The 14452-nt window shown below is 70.0% G+C and carries 14 protein-coding genes; 8 read left to right on the top strand and 6 right to left on the bottom strand.

Translation table 11 applies throughout. The features are described from left to right. Positions 1-224: 224 nt before the first annotated feature. Complete coding sequence (locus N0A24_07345) at positions 225-986, bottom strand: ABC transporter permease (GenBank protein MCS7173196.1); 762 nt, start codon at positions 984-986, stop codon at positions 225-227. Continuing rightward, positions 986-1909 carry an ABC transporter ATP-binding protein gene (locus N0A24_07340; protein ID MCS7173195.1) on the bottom strand — a complete coding sequence of 308 codons (924 nt, stop codon included), beginning with the start codon at positions 1907-1909 and terminating at the stop codon, positions 986-988. Before N0A24_07340 ends, N0A24_07345 begins: the two co-directional genes overlap by 1 nt. A 45-nt stretch (positions 1910-1954) precedes the next feature. Here N0A24_07340 and rsgA point away from each other — a divergent pair, with 45 nt between their 5' ends. Both rsgA and N0A24_07330 read left to right on the top strand, forming a co-directional pair. After that, positions 1955-2875, top strand: coding sequence for a ribosome small subunit-dependent GTPase A (gene rsgA / locus N0A24_07335; protein ID MCS7173194.1), 921 nt, complete (start codon positions 1955-1957; stop codon positions 2873-2875). Then, positions 2872-3519 (top strand): histidine phosphatase family protein, encoded by a 648-nt coding sequence (locus N0A24_07330; protein ID MCS7173193.1) that lies wholly within the window; start codon positions 2872-2874, stop codon positions 3517-3519. The genes rsgA and N0A24_07330 overlap by 4 nt, the downstream gene beginning before the upstream one ends. Here the strand turns inward: N0A24_07330 and N0A24_07325 are convergent. After that, complete coding sequence (locus N0A24_07325; protein MCS7173192.1) at positions 3471-4379, bottom strand: hypothetical protein; 909 nt, start codon at positions 4377-4379, stop codon at positions 3471-3473. The two genes, N0A24_07330 and N0A24_07325, sit on opposite strands and share 49 nt — an antisense overlap. Positions 4380-4425: 46 nt before the next feature. Between N0A24_07325 and N0A24_07320 the strand changes: the two genes are divergently transcribed. Further along, positions 4426-5859, top strand: a complete 1434-nt coding sequence (locus N0A24_07320; protein MCS7173191.1) for a BON domain-containing protein — start codon at positions 4426-4428, stop codon at positions 5857-5859. Here the strand turns inward: N0A24_07320 and N0A24_07315 are convergent. The 3 genes from N0A24_07315 to selD all read right to left on the bottom strand — a co-directional run bounded on the left by N0A24_07315 (position 5856) and on the right by selD (position 8121). Further along, positions 5856-6692 carry a ParB/RepB/Spo0J family partition protein gene (locus N0A24_07315; protein MCS7173190.1) on the bottom strand — a complete coding sequence of 279 codons (837 nt, stop codon included), beginning with the start codon at positions 6690-6692 and terminating at the stop codon, positions 5856-5858. The genes N0A24_07320 and N0A24_07315 overlap by 4 nt on opposite strands. Further along, positions 6656-6919, bottom strand: coding sequence for a hypothetical protein (locus N0A24_07310; protein MCS7173189.1), 264 nt, complete (start codon positions 6917-6919; stop codon positions 6656-6658). The genes N0A24_07315 and N0A24_07310 overlap by 37 nt, the downstream gene beginning before the upstream one ends. A 152-nt stretch (positions 6920-7071) precedes the next feature. Beyond that, positions 7072-8121 (bottom strand): selenide, water dikinase SelD, encoded by a 1050-nt coding sequence (selD, locus tag N0A24_07305; GenBank protein ID MCS7173188.1) that lies wholly within the window; start codon positions 8119-8121, stop codon positions 7072-7074. Positions 8122-8235: 114 nt separating this feature from the next. On the opposite strand from selD, the gene N0A24_07300 reads away from it, so the two are divergent. The 5 genes from N0A24_07300 to serS all read left to right on the top strand — a co-directional run bounded on the left by N0A24_07300 (position 8236) and on the right by serS (position 14448). Next, positions 8236-9168, top strand: a complete 933-nt coding sequence (locus N0A24_07300; GenBank protein ID MCS7173187.1) for a LysR family transcriptional regulator — start codon at positions 8236-8238, stop codon at positions 9166-9168. Beyond that, a complete protein-coding gene (locus N0A24_07295) occupies positions 9169-9582 on the top strand; it encodes an archease (GenBank protein MCS7173186.1) in 414 nt (137 codons plus the stop codon). Positions 9583-10429: 847 nt separating this feature from the next. Further along, positions 10430-11581: an alanine--glyoxylate aminotransferase family protein gene (locus N0A24_07290; protein ID MCS7173185.1), complete on the top strand. Its 1152-nt coding sequence runs from the start codon at positions 10430-10432 to the stop codon at positions 11579-11581. A 2-nt stretch (positions 11582-11583) separates the two neighbouring features. Then, on the top strand, positions 11584-13170 hold the full coding sequence (gene serA / locus N0A24_07285; protein ID MCS7173184.1) for a phosphoglycerate dehydrogenase: 1587 nt from the start codon (positions 11584-11586) through the stop codon (positions 13168-13170). A 9-nt stretch (positions 13171-13179) separates the two neighbouring features. After that, complete coding sequence (gene serS, locus N0A24_07280) at positions 13180-14448, top strand: serine--tRNA ligase (GenBank protein ID MCS7173183.1); 1269 nt, start codon at positions 13180-13182, stop codon at positions 14446-14448. The last annotated feature ends 4 nt before the right edge of the window (positions 14449-14452 follow it).

Here is a 14452-nt window from a genome sequence, read left to right as displayed (position 1 = left end):
TCCCCGCGTCTTCCAGGAGGTCCTGGGGCTCGGTCCTGTCTACGTCATCGAGTTCCTGGAGCCCGCCTTCAGCCGGCTCCCCCCGGACGAGCAGGATCGGGTGATCCTCCACGAACTCCTCCACATCCCGCAGACCTTCAGCGGCGGCCTGCGCCCTGAGCGGTCCGGATCGTTCGCCATCAACCGGCGCACCGTGGAGCGGTACTACCGCCACTACCTCCGCCTCACTGGACAAGGCGGCGCCGCAGGAGCACCGCGGGGACGGGAAGGAACACCAGGGCCGCCTGGGCAAGCCACAGGAGGCTTTCCCAGGCGGCCGAGGGATTCCCGAGGGCGAGGGCCCGGGAGGCGCGGACCGCGTGGTAGAGGGGCGTGAACCAGGCGACCCGCTGCACCCATCCCGGGAGGGCCTCCAGGGGGAAGAAGATCCCGCTGAACATGAACTGAGGGGTGATCCACAGGGAGAAGTAGTACGTGAAAAGGTCGATGGAGGGCGTGAGGGCGGTGAAGGCCAACCCGAGCGCGGAGAACACGAGACCCGAGGCGAAGAACACCGTGGGGAGCAGGAGGGCCCACAGGGACTGCACCGCGCCGAAGAGGGTCGCCACGGCCACGAAGGCGCTCCCGTAGAGCACGCTGCGGGTTGCCCCCCACAGCACCTCTCCCACCGCCAGGTCCTCCGCCGAAAGCGGGGTGGTGATGATGGCTTCATAGGCGCGGTCGTAGGCGAACTGTACGTAGGCGTTGTAGGTGCACTCGAAAGTAGCCCCGTACATGGCCGCGGAGGCGGCGAGCCCCGTGGCCACGAAGGCCATGTACGGAATCCCGTCCACCTCCCGCAGGTAGCTTCCCAGTCCCACGCCCAAGGCGACCAAGTAGAGCACGGGCTCCAGGAAGTTCTCCGGCAGGGCGGTGAGGAAGATCCGCCGGAAGATGAGGAGGTTGCGCTGCCAGAACCGGAGGGCTCCCCGCACCGACAGGTCCATCACTCCCGCAGCCTCCTCCCTGTGAGCCGCAGAAACACGTCCTCCAGGGTGGCTCGCCGTAGGGCCACACCCTCGATGGGGAGGTCGAGGCTCCGCACCTGGTGGACCACCCGTTCCCCGTCCCGGGTGTGCAGCAGGATCCGGTCCCCCGTCACCTCATGGGCCTCCGCCAGCGGGCGCAGCCGCTCCACCACCGCGGCCGCGGAGCCGTCCGGTGCGAGCTGCACCTCCACCACCTCCCGCCCCGCGTACCGCTCCACGAGCTCCCGGGGCGCTCCCTCCGCCACGATGCGGCCGCCGTCCACGATGGCCACCCGGTCGCACAGCTGCTCCGCCTCCTCCATGTAGTGGGTGGTGAGGATCTGCGTGATCCCCGCCCGCTTAAGCTGGCGCAGCCGCTCCCACACCGCGTGCCGGGCCTGCGGGTCAAGGCCCGTGGTAGGCTCGTCCAGGATCAGCAGGCGCGGGTCGCTGATGAGGGCCCGGGCGATCATCAGCCGGCGCTGCATCCCGCCGCTCAGGCGCGGGACGCGCTCGTGGGCGCGGCCCTGAAGCTCCACGAACTCCAGCAGCCGCTCCGCCCGCCGGGCCGCCTCCGCCCAGCTCAACCCGTAGTACCGGCCGTACACCAAGAGGTTCTCCCGAACCGTGAGGGCTTCGTCCAGGGTGGCCGCCTGGTGGACCACGCCGATCTGTTGCTTGATGCGTCGGGAGTGGTGCCGCACATCCAGGCCGAACACCCGCAGCACGCCGTCCGTGGGCCGGGCCGCGCAATAGATCATCTTCATGGTGGTAGTCTTGCCCGCGCCGTTGGGGCCCAGAAACCCGAAGCACTCCCCCGCACGGACCTCGAAGGAGATGCCATCCACCGCGAGGACCGTTCCGAACCGCTTGACGAGGTTTTGCGCCTCCACCACGGTCACGGACAAGGGATTTCCACCTCCGTCGCCAACTTCCTAGGATGGCGCATGCGGGAGGGAATCGTCACCAAGGCCGTGGGCGGCTTCTTCTTCGTGTACCACGAGGGCCGCACCTACCGGTGCGTGGCCCGGGGGAAGCTGCGCCGCCGGGTCGCGGCGGGAGAAGCCCCCGGCCGCATCGTGCCGGGGGATCGGGTCCGGTTTGTGCCCCTCTCCTCGGAGGAGGGGGTCATCGAAGAAGTGCTGCCGCGGACCCAGCAGCTCACAAAGCCCGCGGCGGCAGACCCCCACCGTCTCCAGATCCTCGCGGCGAACGTGGATCAGGCCTGCGTGGTGTTCGCCAGCCGTCAGCCCGACCCGGACCCCCACGCCATCGACCGCTTCCTGGTCCTGGCAGAAGGCAGCGGCCTGCACCCCTTCCTGTGCTTCAATAAGGTGGACCTGGGTGACCCCGGGGAGTTGAGGGCCCTGTACGAGCGCATCGGCTATCCCGTGCTGCGCACGAGTGCCCTCACCGGTGAGGGACTGGAGGTCCTCCGGGAGGTCCTGCGCGGGCACCTCACGGTCATCGTGGGACCCAGCGGGGTGGGCAAAAGCAGTCTGCTCAACGCCCTGCTGCGCACCCGCCGTCTCCGGGTGGGGGAGGTGAGCCCCCGCACGGGGCGAGGGCGGCACACCACCACCGCCGCGGAGCTGGTGGTGGTGGGGGAGGACGCCTTCGTGGTGGATACCCCGGGAGTCCAGGTCCTGGAGTTCGTGCACCTCCGGCCGGAGGAGGTCGGCCGGTGCTTTGCAGAGATCCGGGAGCGGGCGGAGGCGTGCGCCTTCGGGGACTGCCTGCACCGGGCGGAGCCGGGCTGCGCGGTCCGGGAGGCGGTAGAGACCGGGCAGATCCCCCTCAGCCGGTACGAGAGCTACCTGCGCCTGCTGTTGGAGGCGGAGGAGGCGGAGCGGGAGCGGTACGCATGACCACCCGGGTGTTCCTGGTGCGCCATGGGCAGACGGAGTGGAACGCCCAGCGTCGCTACCAGGGCCGCTCCGACTCCCCCCTCACCTCCCTCGGGCGGGACCAGATGCGCCGGCTCGCCGCGGCCCTTGCTCAGGAACCCGTGGCCGCGGTGTACACGAGCCCCCTCGGCCGGTGCCGGTGGGGCGCGGAGCGCATCGCGGCCCTACACGGGCTGGAGCCCATCCCGGAGCCAGACCTGGTGGAGCTGAACCACGGGATCCTCGATGGCCTTCGGGTGGAGGAGATGGAGGCGGAGGTGGGAGAACTCGTGCGCCGGTGGTGGCGGGATCCGGCCCGCGTGCGCCTGCCGGGCGGAGAGACCCTGGAGGAGGCCCGGGACCGGGCCATGCGGGCCTTTTGGCGCATCGTAGCGGAGCATCCCGGCGAGACCGTGGTGGTGGTGTCCCATGCGGGCATCAACCGTCTGATCCTCCTCACCCTGCTCGGAGCGCCCCTCGGCGCCTACTTTCGCCTCCAGCAGCACAACGGCGCCGTGAACCTCATCGAGGCCGCCCCCCCGGAGGAGGTCCGCATCGTCACCCTCAACGACACCTGCTACCTCAGGCTTCCCTCCCCGGACCCAGGTCTCATCGGCCAGGAGTAGCCTCCAGCTTCCCGTCGCTCGGCCCCTCCCGGGGTACGGACGGGCGCGGGGGGTCGGTAGGGGACGGGGATGTACTCCACGGAGGGCCGGCGCTGCGGGGCCTGCGGGTAGAGGTCCATGAGGGCGTAGATCTCCCGGGGCATTTCCGTGGAGACCCGCAACCCCAGGGCCCGCACCTCCTCCACGGTGATGGGGTAGTCGTGGGTCCACCGCCCCGAGGACAGCCGCTCCGCCACCTCCTCCACCCGCGCGGGCGGGAGCTTGTCCGAAAGGAGCCCCTGTACCGTCTCGCGGACCTGCCGGAGGGCCTTCTCCGCGATGTCCGCGAGGATGATGGTCTGGTCCTCCACCTCGTTGAGGGGCTTGGTGTGCAGCACCCGCAGGATGCTGGCTGCGGGGAACTGACCCAGCTGGGGATCCACGGGTCCCAGCACCGCGTGGGGATCCATCACGATCTCGTCTGCGGCAAGGGCGATCAGGGTACCGCCGGACATGGCGTAGTGCGGTACGAACACCGTGACCTTGCCGGGCCGCTCCCGTAGGGCCCGGGCGATCTGCTCCGCGGCCAGCACGAGCCCCCCGGGGGTGTGCAGGATGAGGTCGATGGGCATCTCCGGCGGGGTGAGCCGGATGGCCCGCAGGACTTCTTCGGAGTCGTGGATGTCGATGTACCGCATGATGGGAAAGCCCAGGAGGCTCATGGTCTCCTGCCGGTGGATGAGGGCGATGACGCGGCTGTTGCGCTTGCGCTCCAACTCCCGCAGCAGGCGCATGCGGGCCGCCTCCAGCCAGCGGCGTTGAACCACGGGCTGCAGCGCGGATATGATAAAGAACAGCCAGAGCACATCGAGGACGCTCATCGCGCTCACCCAAAAACTCCCTGCGGGGATTCACGAAGAGGATAGCATGGGCACGCGTGATCCCGAGACCCATCGGCTGGAGATCCGGCTCGGTGCCCGGGTGGAGGCCACGGACGGACCCGCGGGCCAGGTCACACAGGTGGTGATCAGCCCGAGGGAGCGGCGCATCCGGGCCCTGGTGGTACGGGATCCTGCAGGCCGCGAGGTCCTCGTACCCGTGGACCGCGTGGCGGACGCCACGGAGGAAGTGGTCCGCCTCACGCTGGGGCTTTCGGACCTCGGCCAGCTGGATCCGTACCGACCCGCGGATCACGCGCCCGCAAGCCTCACCTGGCCCGGTTGGAAGGGGTTGCGCTCGGACGGCGCGCTGTTGCGGCTTCCGGGGCCCCTGCGCCGGATGGAGGGAATGGAACGCCGGGTGGAGGCCGAGGCCGAGGCCCGGCCCGGGGAGCCCTTCGCCACCATCCGCCGGGGGCAGCGGGTGGTGTGTCACGATGGCCCGATCGGGCGGGTGGATATGGTCCTGGTGGACGCGGAAACCGGAAAGGTCCAGCACCTGGTGGTTCGTCAAGGGCTGTTGTTCAGCCGGGACGTGGCGGTCCCCGCGGATTGGGTGGGCACCATTACCCCCAACGCGGTGATCCTCGAGGCCTCCCGGGAGGCGGTGGCGCGCCTACCCCTGTACCGTCCCGACGACGAGCTGCGGCGGGACGTGGAGGAGGCGCTGCAGCGGGACGAGCTGCTGCGGGTACTGGGACTTCCGATCCGGGTTGAGGTGGAGGACGGGGTGGTGTCCCTGCGGGGGCACGTGCACAACCGGGCGCTTGCGGCCCGGGCCGAGGAACTGGCCCGCTCTGTTCCGGGGGTGCTGGACGTGGAACTCGGGCTGGTGGTGGACCTGGAGTTGCTCCAACAGGTCTCCGCGGCCCTGGTAGCCAACCCGAGGGTGCGGCACCTCCCCGTACACGTCCGGGTGCGGGAAGGGACCGTGGAGCTCACGGGGTCTGCGCCCACCCTGGAGGATGCCCGGGAGGTGGAGCGCACGGTGGCGACGCTGCCCGGGGTGCGGGCGGTCAGCAACCGCCTGGCGGCTCCCGGAATCCCGGAGAGCTGGGCCCGGGTGGTGCAGCCGGAGGTTGGGCAACCCGTGTTCGCCACGGACGTAGAGGTGGGCCGGGTGGGGGCGGTGGTGGTGGACCCCGCAAGCCGCCGGGTTGTGGCGGTGGTGGTGCACGGCGACTTTCCGGAGGCAGGTGCACCCCCGCACCCCGCGGGGCCCCTGTGGGAGCGGGGCGTGGTGATCCCCCTGGAGCAGGTCGAGCGGGTAACCCTTGGCGGGGTATTCCTCAACGTGCACGCGGGCGCCGCCGCGGAGAACCCGGACCTGGATCCCGGGCGGTACCCCCCTCCGCCTCCGGACTGGGCGCCGCCCTTCCCCTACCGCTGCGAGGACGTGCGGTTGTGGCCGGAGCAGGCCTAGCTTTCCTCTTCCGCGAACACCCGCTGCGGGTCTTGCTCCAGTTCCCGGAGTCGCTCGAGGAGCACGTCGAAGAGGGCGTCGAACGCCACGGGCGTACGCTTGCGGCGGTGCGGGTTTGCGGCGGTGACGATCTGGTGGTAGACGTAGGGGTGCGCAACACCCGCCTCCCGCAGGCGGGCCGCCACCGCGTGCACGAGCCGGTCCGCCTCCAGGAGCTTCGCGGCGCGCCGAGTACGGGTCTCATAGGCGGCGCGGAGGGGCTCCGACACAAACCCGTCGCACCGCCGCAGGAGCTGCTCGAAGGCACTGCCCACCAGCTTCTCCTGCTGCTCGTAGGCGATCCCCAGGGTCACGAAGTAGGGGTGCTCCAGGGTGTCCACGATCTCGGGGTCGTTTTCAGGAAGTTCAGGCCGGGCCTGGAGATGCTGGCGGTAGATGGCCAGGGCCACCTGGGCCTTCTCCCGGATGTTGGGCTCCTTCTCGATGTTGAGGTTCATCATGCGCTCCGCGAGGGACTCCGGCACCACGATCACCGGAAGCTCCCGCAGGCCCAGCTGTCGGGCGGCCAGGAACCGGTGCTGGCCGTCGATGATCACGTACTCCCCCTTGCGGCCCGATTTGGGCACCGCCACCACGGGCACCAGGAACCCCAGCCGCTGGATGGAGGTCACCAGACGCCGCACGAGTCCCGTGCTGGGTTTGCGCTGGTGGGCGATGACCTCCAGCCGATCCACGGGCACCACGATGAACAGGAGCTCCTGGCCCCGGTGGGGATCCACAAAGGGAAAGGCCTGCGCTACCGCGCCCGGCGCCGCCGTTCTCCGCTTGGCCATGGTGCCCCCTCCTTCGGGTGGTGCGGCATGGCGTACCGGCAGAGATACCCCAGGAGCTCCGGATCTCCCAGCTCCACCAGCCCCCGACAGATCTCCTCCAGGGAGAGCCCCATGTGCGGGCATGAGAACGCGAGGTGGTACCACAGGAGCTTGGCGGCGGCGCTCAGGCGCCCGAACCGCTCGTCCCGGAGGATCCGGGGATCCATGGTCGGACGGTGCTGCCGCACGGGCGACCCTCCACGGTACGCGCGCCGGGGGAGCTTGGGGCAGGGGACGCGCGGCGAAGAGAGGGAGCCTCCGTAGCCGTCGTTCTCCGAGGGGCGGCGCACTTCCAGCTTCCACACGGACCCCGTTCCGTCAACCCGCTCAGGCGTTCGCCTCACGGCACCACCTCGATGCGCCCCTCCCCTTCCTCCAGGACCTCCCCGATCTCCGCGGCCTGCACGCCCCGGGCCGTGAGGGCATCCTGGAGGGCTACGAGTCGATCCGGGCCAACCGCCAGCAGCAGCCCACCGCTCGTCTGCGCGTCGCACAACAGGAGCTGCAGGGTCTCCGGGAGTTCGGGGTGCCACCGGGTGTACCGGGAGGCCGCGCGCCGGTTGCGGTGCGTGCCGCCTGGGAAAACGCCCTTGCGGGCGAGGGCCCAGGCCTCCTCCAGGACGGGGACCCGGGAGGCGGAAACCCGCACATCTACCCGGGAGGCTGCCGCCAGCTCGTGCAGGTGGCCCACAAGCCCGTAGCCGGTGACGTCGGTGCACGCGTGCACACCGACCTCCGTCATGGCCTCCGAGGCGGCCCGGTTGAGTTCCAGCATCACCCGGGTCGCGGCCTCCACCGCCTCCGGACCGGCCTGCTCCCGCTTGATCCCCGTGGTGATCACCCCGATGCCAAGGGGCTTGGTGAGGAGGAGGCGGTCGCCGGGCCGGGCGCCCGCATTCGTGATCACCCGCTCCGGATGCACGAACCCTGCCACCGCGTACCCGAACTTGGGCTGGGGATCGTCGAGGGAGTGCCCCCCCGCCACCACCACCCCCGCCTCCCGCATCTTTTCCGTCCCCCCCCGGACGATCTCCTCCACCACCTCCCGGTCCAGCCGGCCCTGCGGGTAGGCGAGGAGGTTGAGGGCCAGGAACGGCCGGGCCCCCATGGCGTAGATGTCCGAGAGGCTGTTCGCGGCCGCGATGGCCCCATAGGTGTACGGGTCGTCCACCACCGGCGTGAACACGTCGATGGTGAGGACGAGGGCCCGCTGGGCGTCCAGCCGGTAAACCGCGGCATCATCCCGGGCCTCCAGCCCCACCAGAAGGTTGGGGTCAGGAGTCGGCGGGATCCACGCCAGGATCTGGGCCAGGTCCTCCGGACCCAGCTTGGACGCTCAACCCGCGCAGTCCACGAGGCTGGTGAGCCGTACCCTCTCCCGCTCGGTCAAAGGAACCTCCAAAGGGACGCTTCCGCAACCTAATTATCCCCCCGAAAGTTCGGGAGACGCACGCGGATCCCTCTGGTGGGTGGGGAATTCCCTCGCGTATAGTGCAGGTAGGGGATGCTGAACGTCCACCAGCTCAAGATCTTCCACACCGTGGCCCGGGCGGGGTCCTTCTCCCGTGCCGCGGAAGCCCTGGGGATCACCCAGCCCTCCGTGAGCATCCAGGTGCGGGACCTGGAGCGAGCCCTGGGGGTGGAGCTCTTCGAGCAGATCGGCAAGCGCACCTACCTCACGGAGGCGGGGAGGGTCCTGGAGGAGTACGCCTCCCGCATCCTGGGCCTGCTGGAGGAGGCGGAGCAGGCGGTCCGGGAGGTGCGGGGTTGCTTGGGGGGGACCCTCCGGGTGGGCGCGGAGTCCACCGCGGGTACCTATCTGCTTCCCCAGGTCCTCCGGGAACTCCGATCGAGGTTCCCGGAGGCCCTGATTACCCTGGAGATCCACGAGGCCCGTCGGATTCAGGAGAAGCTCCTCCGCAATGAGCTGGACTGCGGCATCGTGGGCCCCAGCCTCCGCCACGAGGCCCTGATCTACGTTCCCTACCGCACGGACGAGTTGGTTCCTGTGGCGGCCCCCGACAGCGCCGTGGCGCGGCGCGGGGAGCTCACCGCCAGGGAGCTGGCGCGGGAGCGGCTCATCCTCCGGGAACGGGGGAGCGGCACCCGGGAGGTGGTGGAGCAGGCCTTCCGCAACCTGGGTCTTCCCATCAGCCCTGCCATGGAGCTGCCCAGTACGGAAGCGGTCATCCAGGCCGCGGCGGCGAACCTGGGGGTGGGCATCGTTTCCCGGATCGCGGTGGAGGGAGCCCTGCGGGCGGGACGGGTGGTGATCCTGGAGATCCCGGACTTTCGCCCCGTGCGTACCCTGTGGGCGGTGCGGCACGGGGAAAAGCGGTTGAACGCCCTGCTGCGCACCTTCCTCGATCTGCTCACGAGCGTGCAGGCATTGCCGGTCTCAGAGGGCACTTCCACGAGCGAGGCAGCGGTCTCGTAGATGCCGTTCGAGGTCCTGGAGCACACCGCGGAAGTTGGCCTGCGGGTAGAGGCGGAGAGCCTGGAAGGCCTGTTCCGGGACCTGTGCATGGGTCTGTTTTCCCTCATCACGGATCCCGCCGCGGTGCGCCCGGAGCGCGCCTGGGAGGTGACCGTGGAGGCCCCGGACCGGGTGGCTCTAGCCGTGGAGTGGCTCAACGAGCTCCTCCACCTCAACGGTCGGGACGGCCTGGTGGCCCATGAAGCCGAGATCCTGGAGGTCTCCAACGGTCGCCTGCGGGCCCGGGTCTACGGAGAGCCCTTCGATCCACAGCGTCACCCCCGCGGCATCGAGGTGAAGGCCGCCACCTATCACCAAGCCCGGGTGGAGCGGGAAGGGGCTCACTGGGTGGCGGTGGTGTACGTGGACGTGTAGGGGCGGTGGCGGATCCGAACGGAGCTACCACGGGCGGTCCGGATGCACCTGGTGTTCATGGGCTCTTCCGTGGTCAGCGGTGCTCCTGGTGCTGTCCGTGAGCCTGGCCGTGAGGCGGCCGGCCCTGGCCGTGGGGTTGACGCCGGAGTCCTTGCCCATGATCGTCACCCTCGCGCAGGGGGCCGTGCGCATGGCCCGTCAGCGCATCCTCCCAAGCCCCTTCGACCAAGCCCTGCTGACGGACGTCTTCGCACGCATGACACCGGCCCACAAGCACCGCGTTGTCCTGGCCCTGAAAGCCCGAGGCCCAGCTGGGGTCCTGCTGCACGTCTTCCGCGCCCCCGAGTCCTTCTTTCAAACCGGCTGGTTCGTGGAGTCCATGGTGACCAGTGCCTGGTGGTCTTCGTCATCCGCACCGCGCGGGCCCCTGGCAGGCAAGGGCGGTGGCAAGGTACCTACTTGCTGGTGGAGGTGGCCAAACGAAGGCTGTACGGATGGCGGGGCGATCGCCTCCGGGCCCGCGGGGCGCGGGGCATTTGACGGCCGGGACGGTTGGTCCTATCGTACCTTAAAGAGAAGCCCGAGCGTAGGGTGTACGGCGAGGACGGGGCCTGCGCCGCGCGCGCCACAGTCCAGCGAGTCGGGAGAGGTGGAATCCGGCCGGTGCGCGCGGTGCCCTCCAGCTCCGGAGCCGCGGCCCAGGCCGTCTTGTGGTGGAAGGCCGCCGGGAGCGCCCGATACCGCGGATCGAGGGCCGGTGTACTCGCACCGGAAGCAGAGTGGCACCGCGGGATGCTCCTCCCGTCTCTGTGGGACGTGGAGGATTTTTTATTTCGGGAGGGAAACCATGGAGGACCTGCTGCTGATCCCGGGACCCACTCCGGTCCCGTCGTCCGTACGGGCGGCTTCTGCTCGCCCCCTGGTGAACCACCGGAGCGCAGCCTTCGCCCGGGTCCTCCGGGAGGTGCTGGAGGGGATGCGGTGGGTGTACCGGACGAGCGCTCCCGTACTCCCCTACGCCTCCTCCGGGACCGGGGTGCTGGAGGCCGCGGTGGTGAACACCCTTTCCCCGGGGGACTCCGTGCTGGCCCTGGTGTGCGGAGCCTTCGGAGATCGGTTCGCGCGGATCGCGGAGGTTTACGGGGCCCGTGTCATCCGGGTGGAGGTAGAGTGGGGGAGTGCGGTTCCGCCGGATCTGGTGGCGGAGCAGCTGCGCCGCAATCCGGACGTGCGCGCGGTGCTGGTGACCCATAACGAGACCTCCACGGGCATTGCCAACGACCTCAAGGCCATCGCCCGAGCACGGGGAGACCATCCGGCGCTGCTGCTGGTGGATGCGGTCTCCTCCCTGGGTGCCGTGCCCCTGGAGATGGACGCTTGGGGCCTGGACGTGGTGGTGGCCGCCAGCCAGAAGGCTCTTGGTTGCCCTCCTGGGGTGGGCTTCGCGGCCGCAAGCGACCGGGCCTGGGAGGCCCACCGGGCCGCCCGCATGCCCCGCTTCTACTGGGACTTCACCCTGCTCCTGACCTCCCTGGAGCAGGAGATCCCGGAGACGCCCTTTACCCCTGCCATCTCCATCTTCTATGCCCTCCAGGAGGGGCTGCGGTTGCTGCGGGAGGAGGGACTGGAGGCCAGCTTCGCCCGCCATCGCCGGCTCGCGCGGGCGGTACGGGCGGGGGTAGAGGCGCTGGGATTGCGGCCCGTGGGGGATAGCGCCCACGCCAGCAGCGCGGTCACCGCGGTATGGGCTCCGGAGGGTACCAGTGTCCGGGCCCTGGTGGACGCCATGTACGAGCGCCACCGCATCGTGCTGGCAGGCGGGCAGGGCAAGCTCAGCGGCAGGGTCTTCCGGATCGGGCATCTGGGGCACGTCCGTCCGGAGGACATTCTCCGGTGCATGGAAGCTCTGGAGGATGTGCTCACCCTCCTCGGCGTTCCCGTCGCCCGTGGCTCGGGCGTGCGGGCCGCGGAGGAGGCCCTGCAGGAGGTGACGGTCTAGCCGTGGAGGCGCGACCGAGGATCCTAGTGGCGGACGGCCTCAGCGAGACAGGCCTCCGCAGGCTGCGGGAAGCCGCAGAGGTGGAGGTGCACCGGGGCCTCGAGGAGGCGGCCCTGCGGGAGCGCATCCGAGGCGTGGACGCCCTCATTGTGCGCAGCCAGACCCGGGTCACCGCCTCCGTCTTCCAGGTCGCGGACCGGCTGCGGGTGGTGGCCAGGGCCGGTGTGGGCACCGACAACGTGGATGTGGAGGCGGCCACCCGGGCCGGCGTGCTGGTGCTGAACACCCCGGAGGCCAGCGTGCGGGCCACCGCGGAGCACACCCTGGCCCTTCTCCTGGCCCTGTGCCGGAACATCCCGCAGGCCAACGCGGCCCTTCGGGAGGGGGAGTGGGCGCGGGAGCGGTTCGTGGGAACGGAGCTGTACGGGAAGACCCTGGGCATCGTGGGGCTCGGCCGCATCGGGAGCGAGGTGGCCCGGCGCGCCCAGTCCTTCGGTATGCGGATCATCGCCCACGACCCCTATCTCAGCGACGAGCGGGCGGCCCAGCTGGGCGTGACCCTGGTACCCTTCGAGGTCCTCCTCCGGGAGTCCGACTTCATCACCCTCCACCTCCCTTTGAATCCGCAGACCCGCGGAATGCTCAACGCGGAGGCGCTGCGGAGGGCCAAGCGGGGAGTTCGCATCGTGAACTGCGCCCGGGGGGGGCTGGTGGACGAGGAGGCGCTTTTGGGGGCCCTGGAGGAGGGACACGTGGCGGGTGCGGCCCTGGACGTCTTCGAGACGGAACCGCCCCGGGACCTGCGCCTGGTGCGGCACCCCCGGGTGGTGGCGACCCCTCACCTGGGGGCCTCCACCCGGGAAGCGCAGGAGGCCATCGGATTGGAGGTGGCGGAACAGGTGCTGGAAGCCCTGGCGGGTCGGCTCCCCCGGGGTGCCGTGAACGTGGCCGCGTACCGCACGGAATCGTGGGACCGCATCGCCCCGCACCTAGAGCTCGCCCGCATCCTGGGGGGGCTCAGCCGACAGCTAGCCCGGGGCCGCATCCGGTCCGTGGAGGTGCGGCTGGAGGGGGAGCTGAGCCGCGTGGAAGGGCAGCTGCTGAGCGCCTCCTTCCTCGTGGGGCTGCTCGAAGGGGTGGTGGAGCGCACCGTGAACTTGGTGAACGCCCACGTGGTGGCCTCCGAACGAGGGCTGCGGGTGGTGGAAGTGCGGCAGGAGCAGGCGGAGGACTTCAGTAGCCTCATGCTGGCCACCACCCACACGGACGAGGGAACGTGGGTGCTGGGCGGAACCCTGTTCGGTCGGCGGGAGCCCCGGATTGTGCGCATCAACGAGCACACCATTGACCTCGCACCCGCACCGCACATGCTCTTCGTGTGGAACCTGGACCGCCCCGGCATGATCGGCAAGGTGGGCACCATCCTAGGCCGGCACGCGGTGAACATCGCGGGGATGTACCTGGGTCGGGCCGCACCGGGCGGGGTGGCAGTGATGGTGCTCACCACGGATCAGCCCACGCCCCCGGAGGCGGTGGAGGAGATCCGGCGGGTGGATGGCATCTACGGCGTCCAGCCCGTACAACTGTGAGGAGGCGTCATGATCGACCTCCGGAAACTGCGGGAGGATCCGGAGTTCTTCCGGTGGGCGCTGCGGCACAAGAACCGGAATCCAGGCCTCGTGGACCGGGTGCTGGAGGCGGATCGGGCGTGGCGCGCCTCCCAGCACCGCCTGGACGAGCTGCGGGCCCAGCAGAACCGCCTAAGCCAGGAAGTCCCCCGGCTCGAAGGGGAGGAAAGGCAGCACCGCCTCCAACAGTTGCGGGAGCTAGCGGCTTCCATTCGCGAGGCGGAGCAGGAGACTCGGGCGAGGCGGGAGGAACTGGATCGGCTGCTCCTGCAGCTCCCCAATCCGCCGCACCCCTCGGTCCCCGCTGGCGCGGACGAGCGCGACAACGTGCCGGTCCGGTACTGGGGCGCTAAACCCCAGTTCGATTCCCCTCCCAAGGACCACGTCTCGCTCGGCCTCGGGCTTGGGATCCTGGACTTCGAGCGGGCGGCTTCCACGAGCGGCACCCGCTTCTACTTCCTCCGGGGCGATGGGGTGCGGCTGCAGCTGGCCCTCACCCGGTTCGCCCTGGACTTCCTGGTCGCAGAGGGGTTCGTGCCCGTCTACCCGCCCACCCTGGTGCGTTCCCAAGTGGTGCTGGGCGCCATGGGCGGGGCGGAGTTGGATGAGCAGATGGTGTACCGGGTGGCGCAGGACGATCTGTGCCTGGTGGGTACTTCGGAGCACCCCATCGTGGCCATGCACATGGGCGAGGTGCTGGACGCTGCTCAGCTCCCCCTCCGCTACGTGGGGATCTCCACCTGCTACCGGCGGGAGGCGGGCACCTACGGCCGGGAGAGCCGGGGGCTGTATCGGGTCCACCAGTTCGACAAGGTGGAGATGGTCTCGTTCGCGCACCCCGACCGGTCGTGGGAGGAGCACGAGTACTTGGTGGGTCTCGAGGAAGGTCTGGTGCAGCGGCTGGGGCTCCCCTACCGGGTGGTCCTCATCTGCGGTGGGGATCTGGGTGACCCCGCGGCGAAGAAGTACGATCTGGAAGTGTGGATGCCGGGCCGCGGAGACTACGGGGAGACCCATTCCTGCAGCAACTGTACAGACTTCCAGGCCCGCAGGCTCGGCATCCGGTTCCGGGAGGGGGACCGCACGGACTACGTGCACACCCTCAACGGCACCGCTCTCGCCATGACCCGAACCCTGCTGGCCATTCTGGAGAACTACCAGCAGCCGGACGGAAGCGTCCGGGTTCCGGAAGCCCTGGTGCCGTATGTGGGCTTCGAGATCCTGCGTCCCGCGCGTTAGGGGG

This window comes from Armatimonadota bacterium (assembly GCA_025059775.1).
In the GTDB taxonomy this organism is placed as follows: domain Bacteria; phylum Sysuimicrobiota; class Sysuimicrobiia; order Sysuimicrobiales; family Sysuimicrobiaceae; genus Sysuimicrobium.
The sequence above is the reverse complement of the archived record's forward strand: the minus strand, read 5'-3'. Positions and strand labels throughout refer to the sequence as shown.

What these genes read in the sequence shown, in the direction of transcription:
- N0A24_07345 (MCS7173196.1), bottom strand. Translation starts at nt 986, where the DNA reads ATGGACCTGTCGGTGCGGGGAGCCCTCCGGTTCTGGCAGCGCAACCTC.
- rsgA (MCS7173194.1), top strand. Translation starts at nt 1,955, where the DNA reads ATGCGGGAGGGAATCGTCACCAAGGCCGTGGGCGGCTTCTTCTTCGTG.
- N0A24_07330 (MCS7173193.1), top strand. Translation starts at nt 2,872, where the DNA reads ATGACCACCCGGGTGTTCCTGGTGCGCCATGGGCAGACGGAGTGGAAC.
- N0A24_07325 (MCS7173192.1), bottom strand. Translation starts at nt 4,379, where the DNA reads ATGAGCGTCCTCGATGTGCTCTGGCTGTTCTTTATCATATCCGCGCTG.
- N0A24_07320 (MCS7173191.1), top strand. Translation starts at nt 4,426, where the DNA reads ATGGGCACGCGTGATCCCGAGACCCATCGGCTGGAGATCCGGCTCGGT.
- N0A24_07315 (MCS7173190.1), bottom strand. Translation starts at nt 6,692, where the DNA reads ATGGCCAAGCGGAGAACGGCGGCGCCGGGCGCGGTAGCGCAGGCCTTT.
- N0A24_07300 (MCS7173187.1), top strand. Translation starts at nt 8,236, where the DNA reads ATGCTGAACGTCCACCAGCTCAAGATCTTCCACACCGTGGCCCGGGCG.
- N0A24_07295 (MCS7173186.1), top strand. Translation starts at nt 9,169, where the DNA reads ATGCCGTTCGAGGTCCTGGAGCACACCGCGGAAGTTGGCCTGCGGGTA.
- N0A24_07290 (MCS7173185.1), top strand. Translation starts at nt 10,430, where the DNA reads ATGGAGGACCTGCTGCTGATCCCGGGACCCACTCCGGTCCCGTCGTCC.
- serS (MCS7173183.1), top strand. Translation starts at nt 13,180, where the DNA reads ATGATCGACCTCCGGAAACTGCGGGAGGATCCGGAGTTCTTCCGGTGG.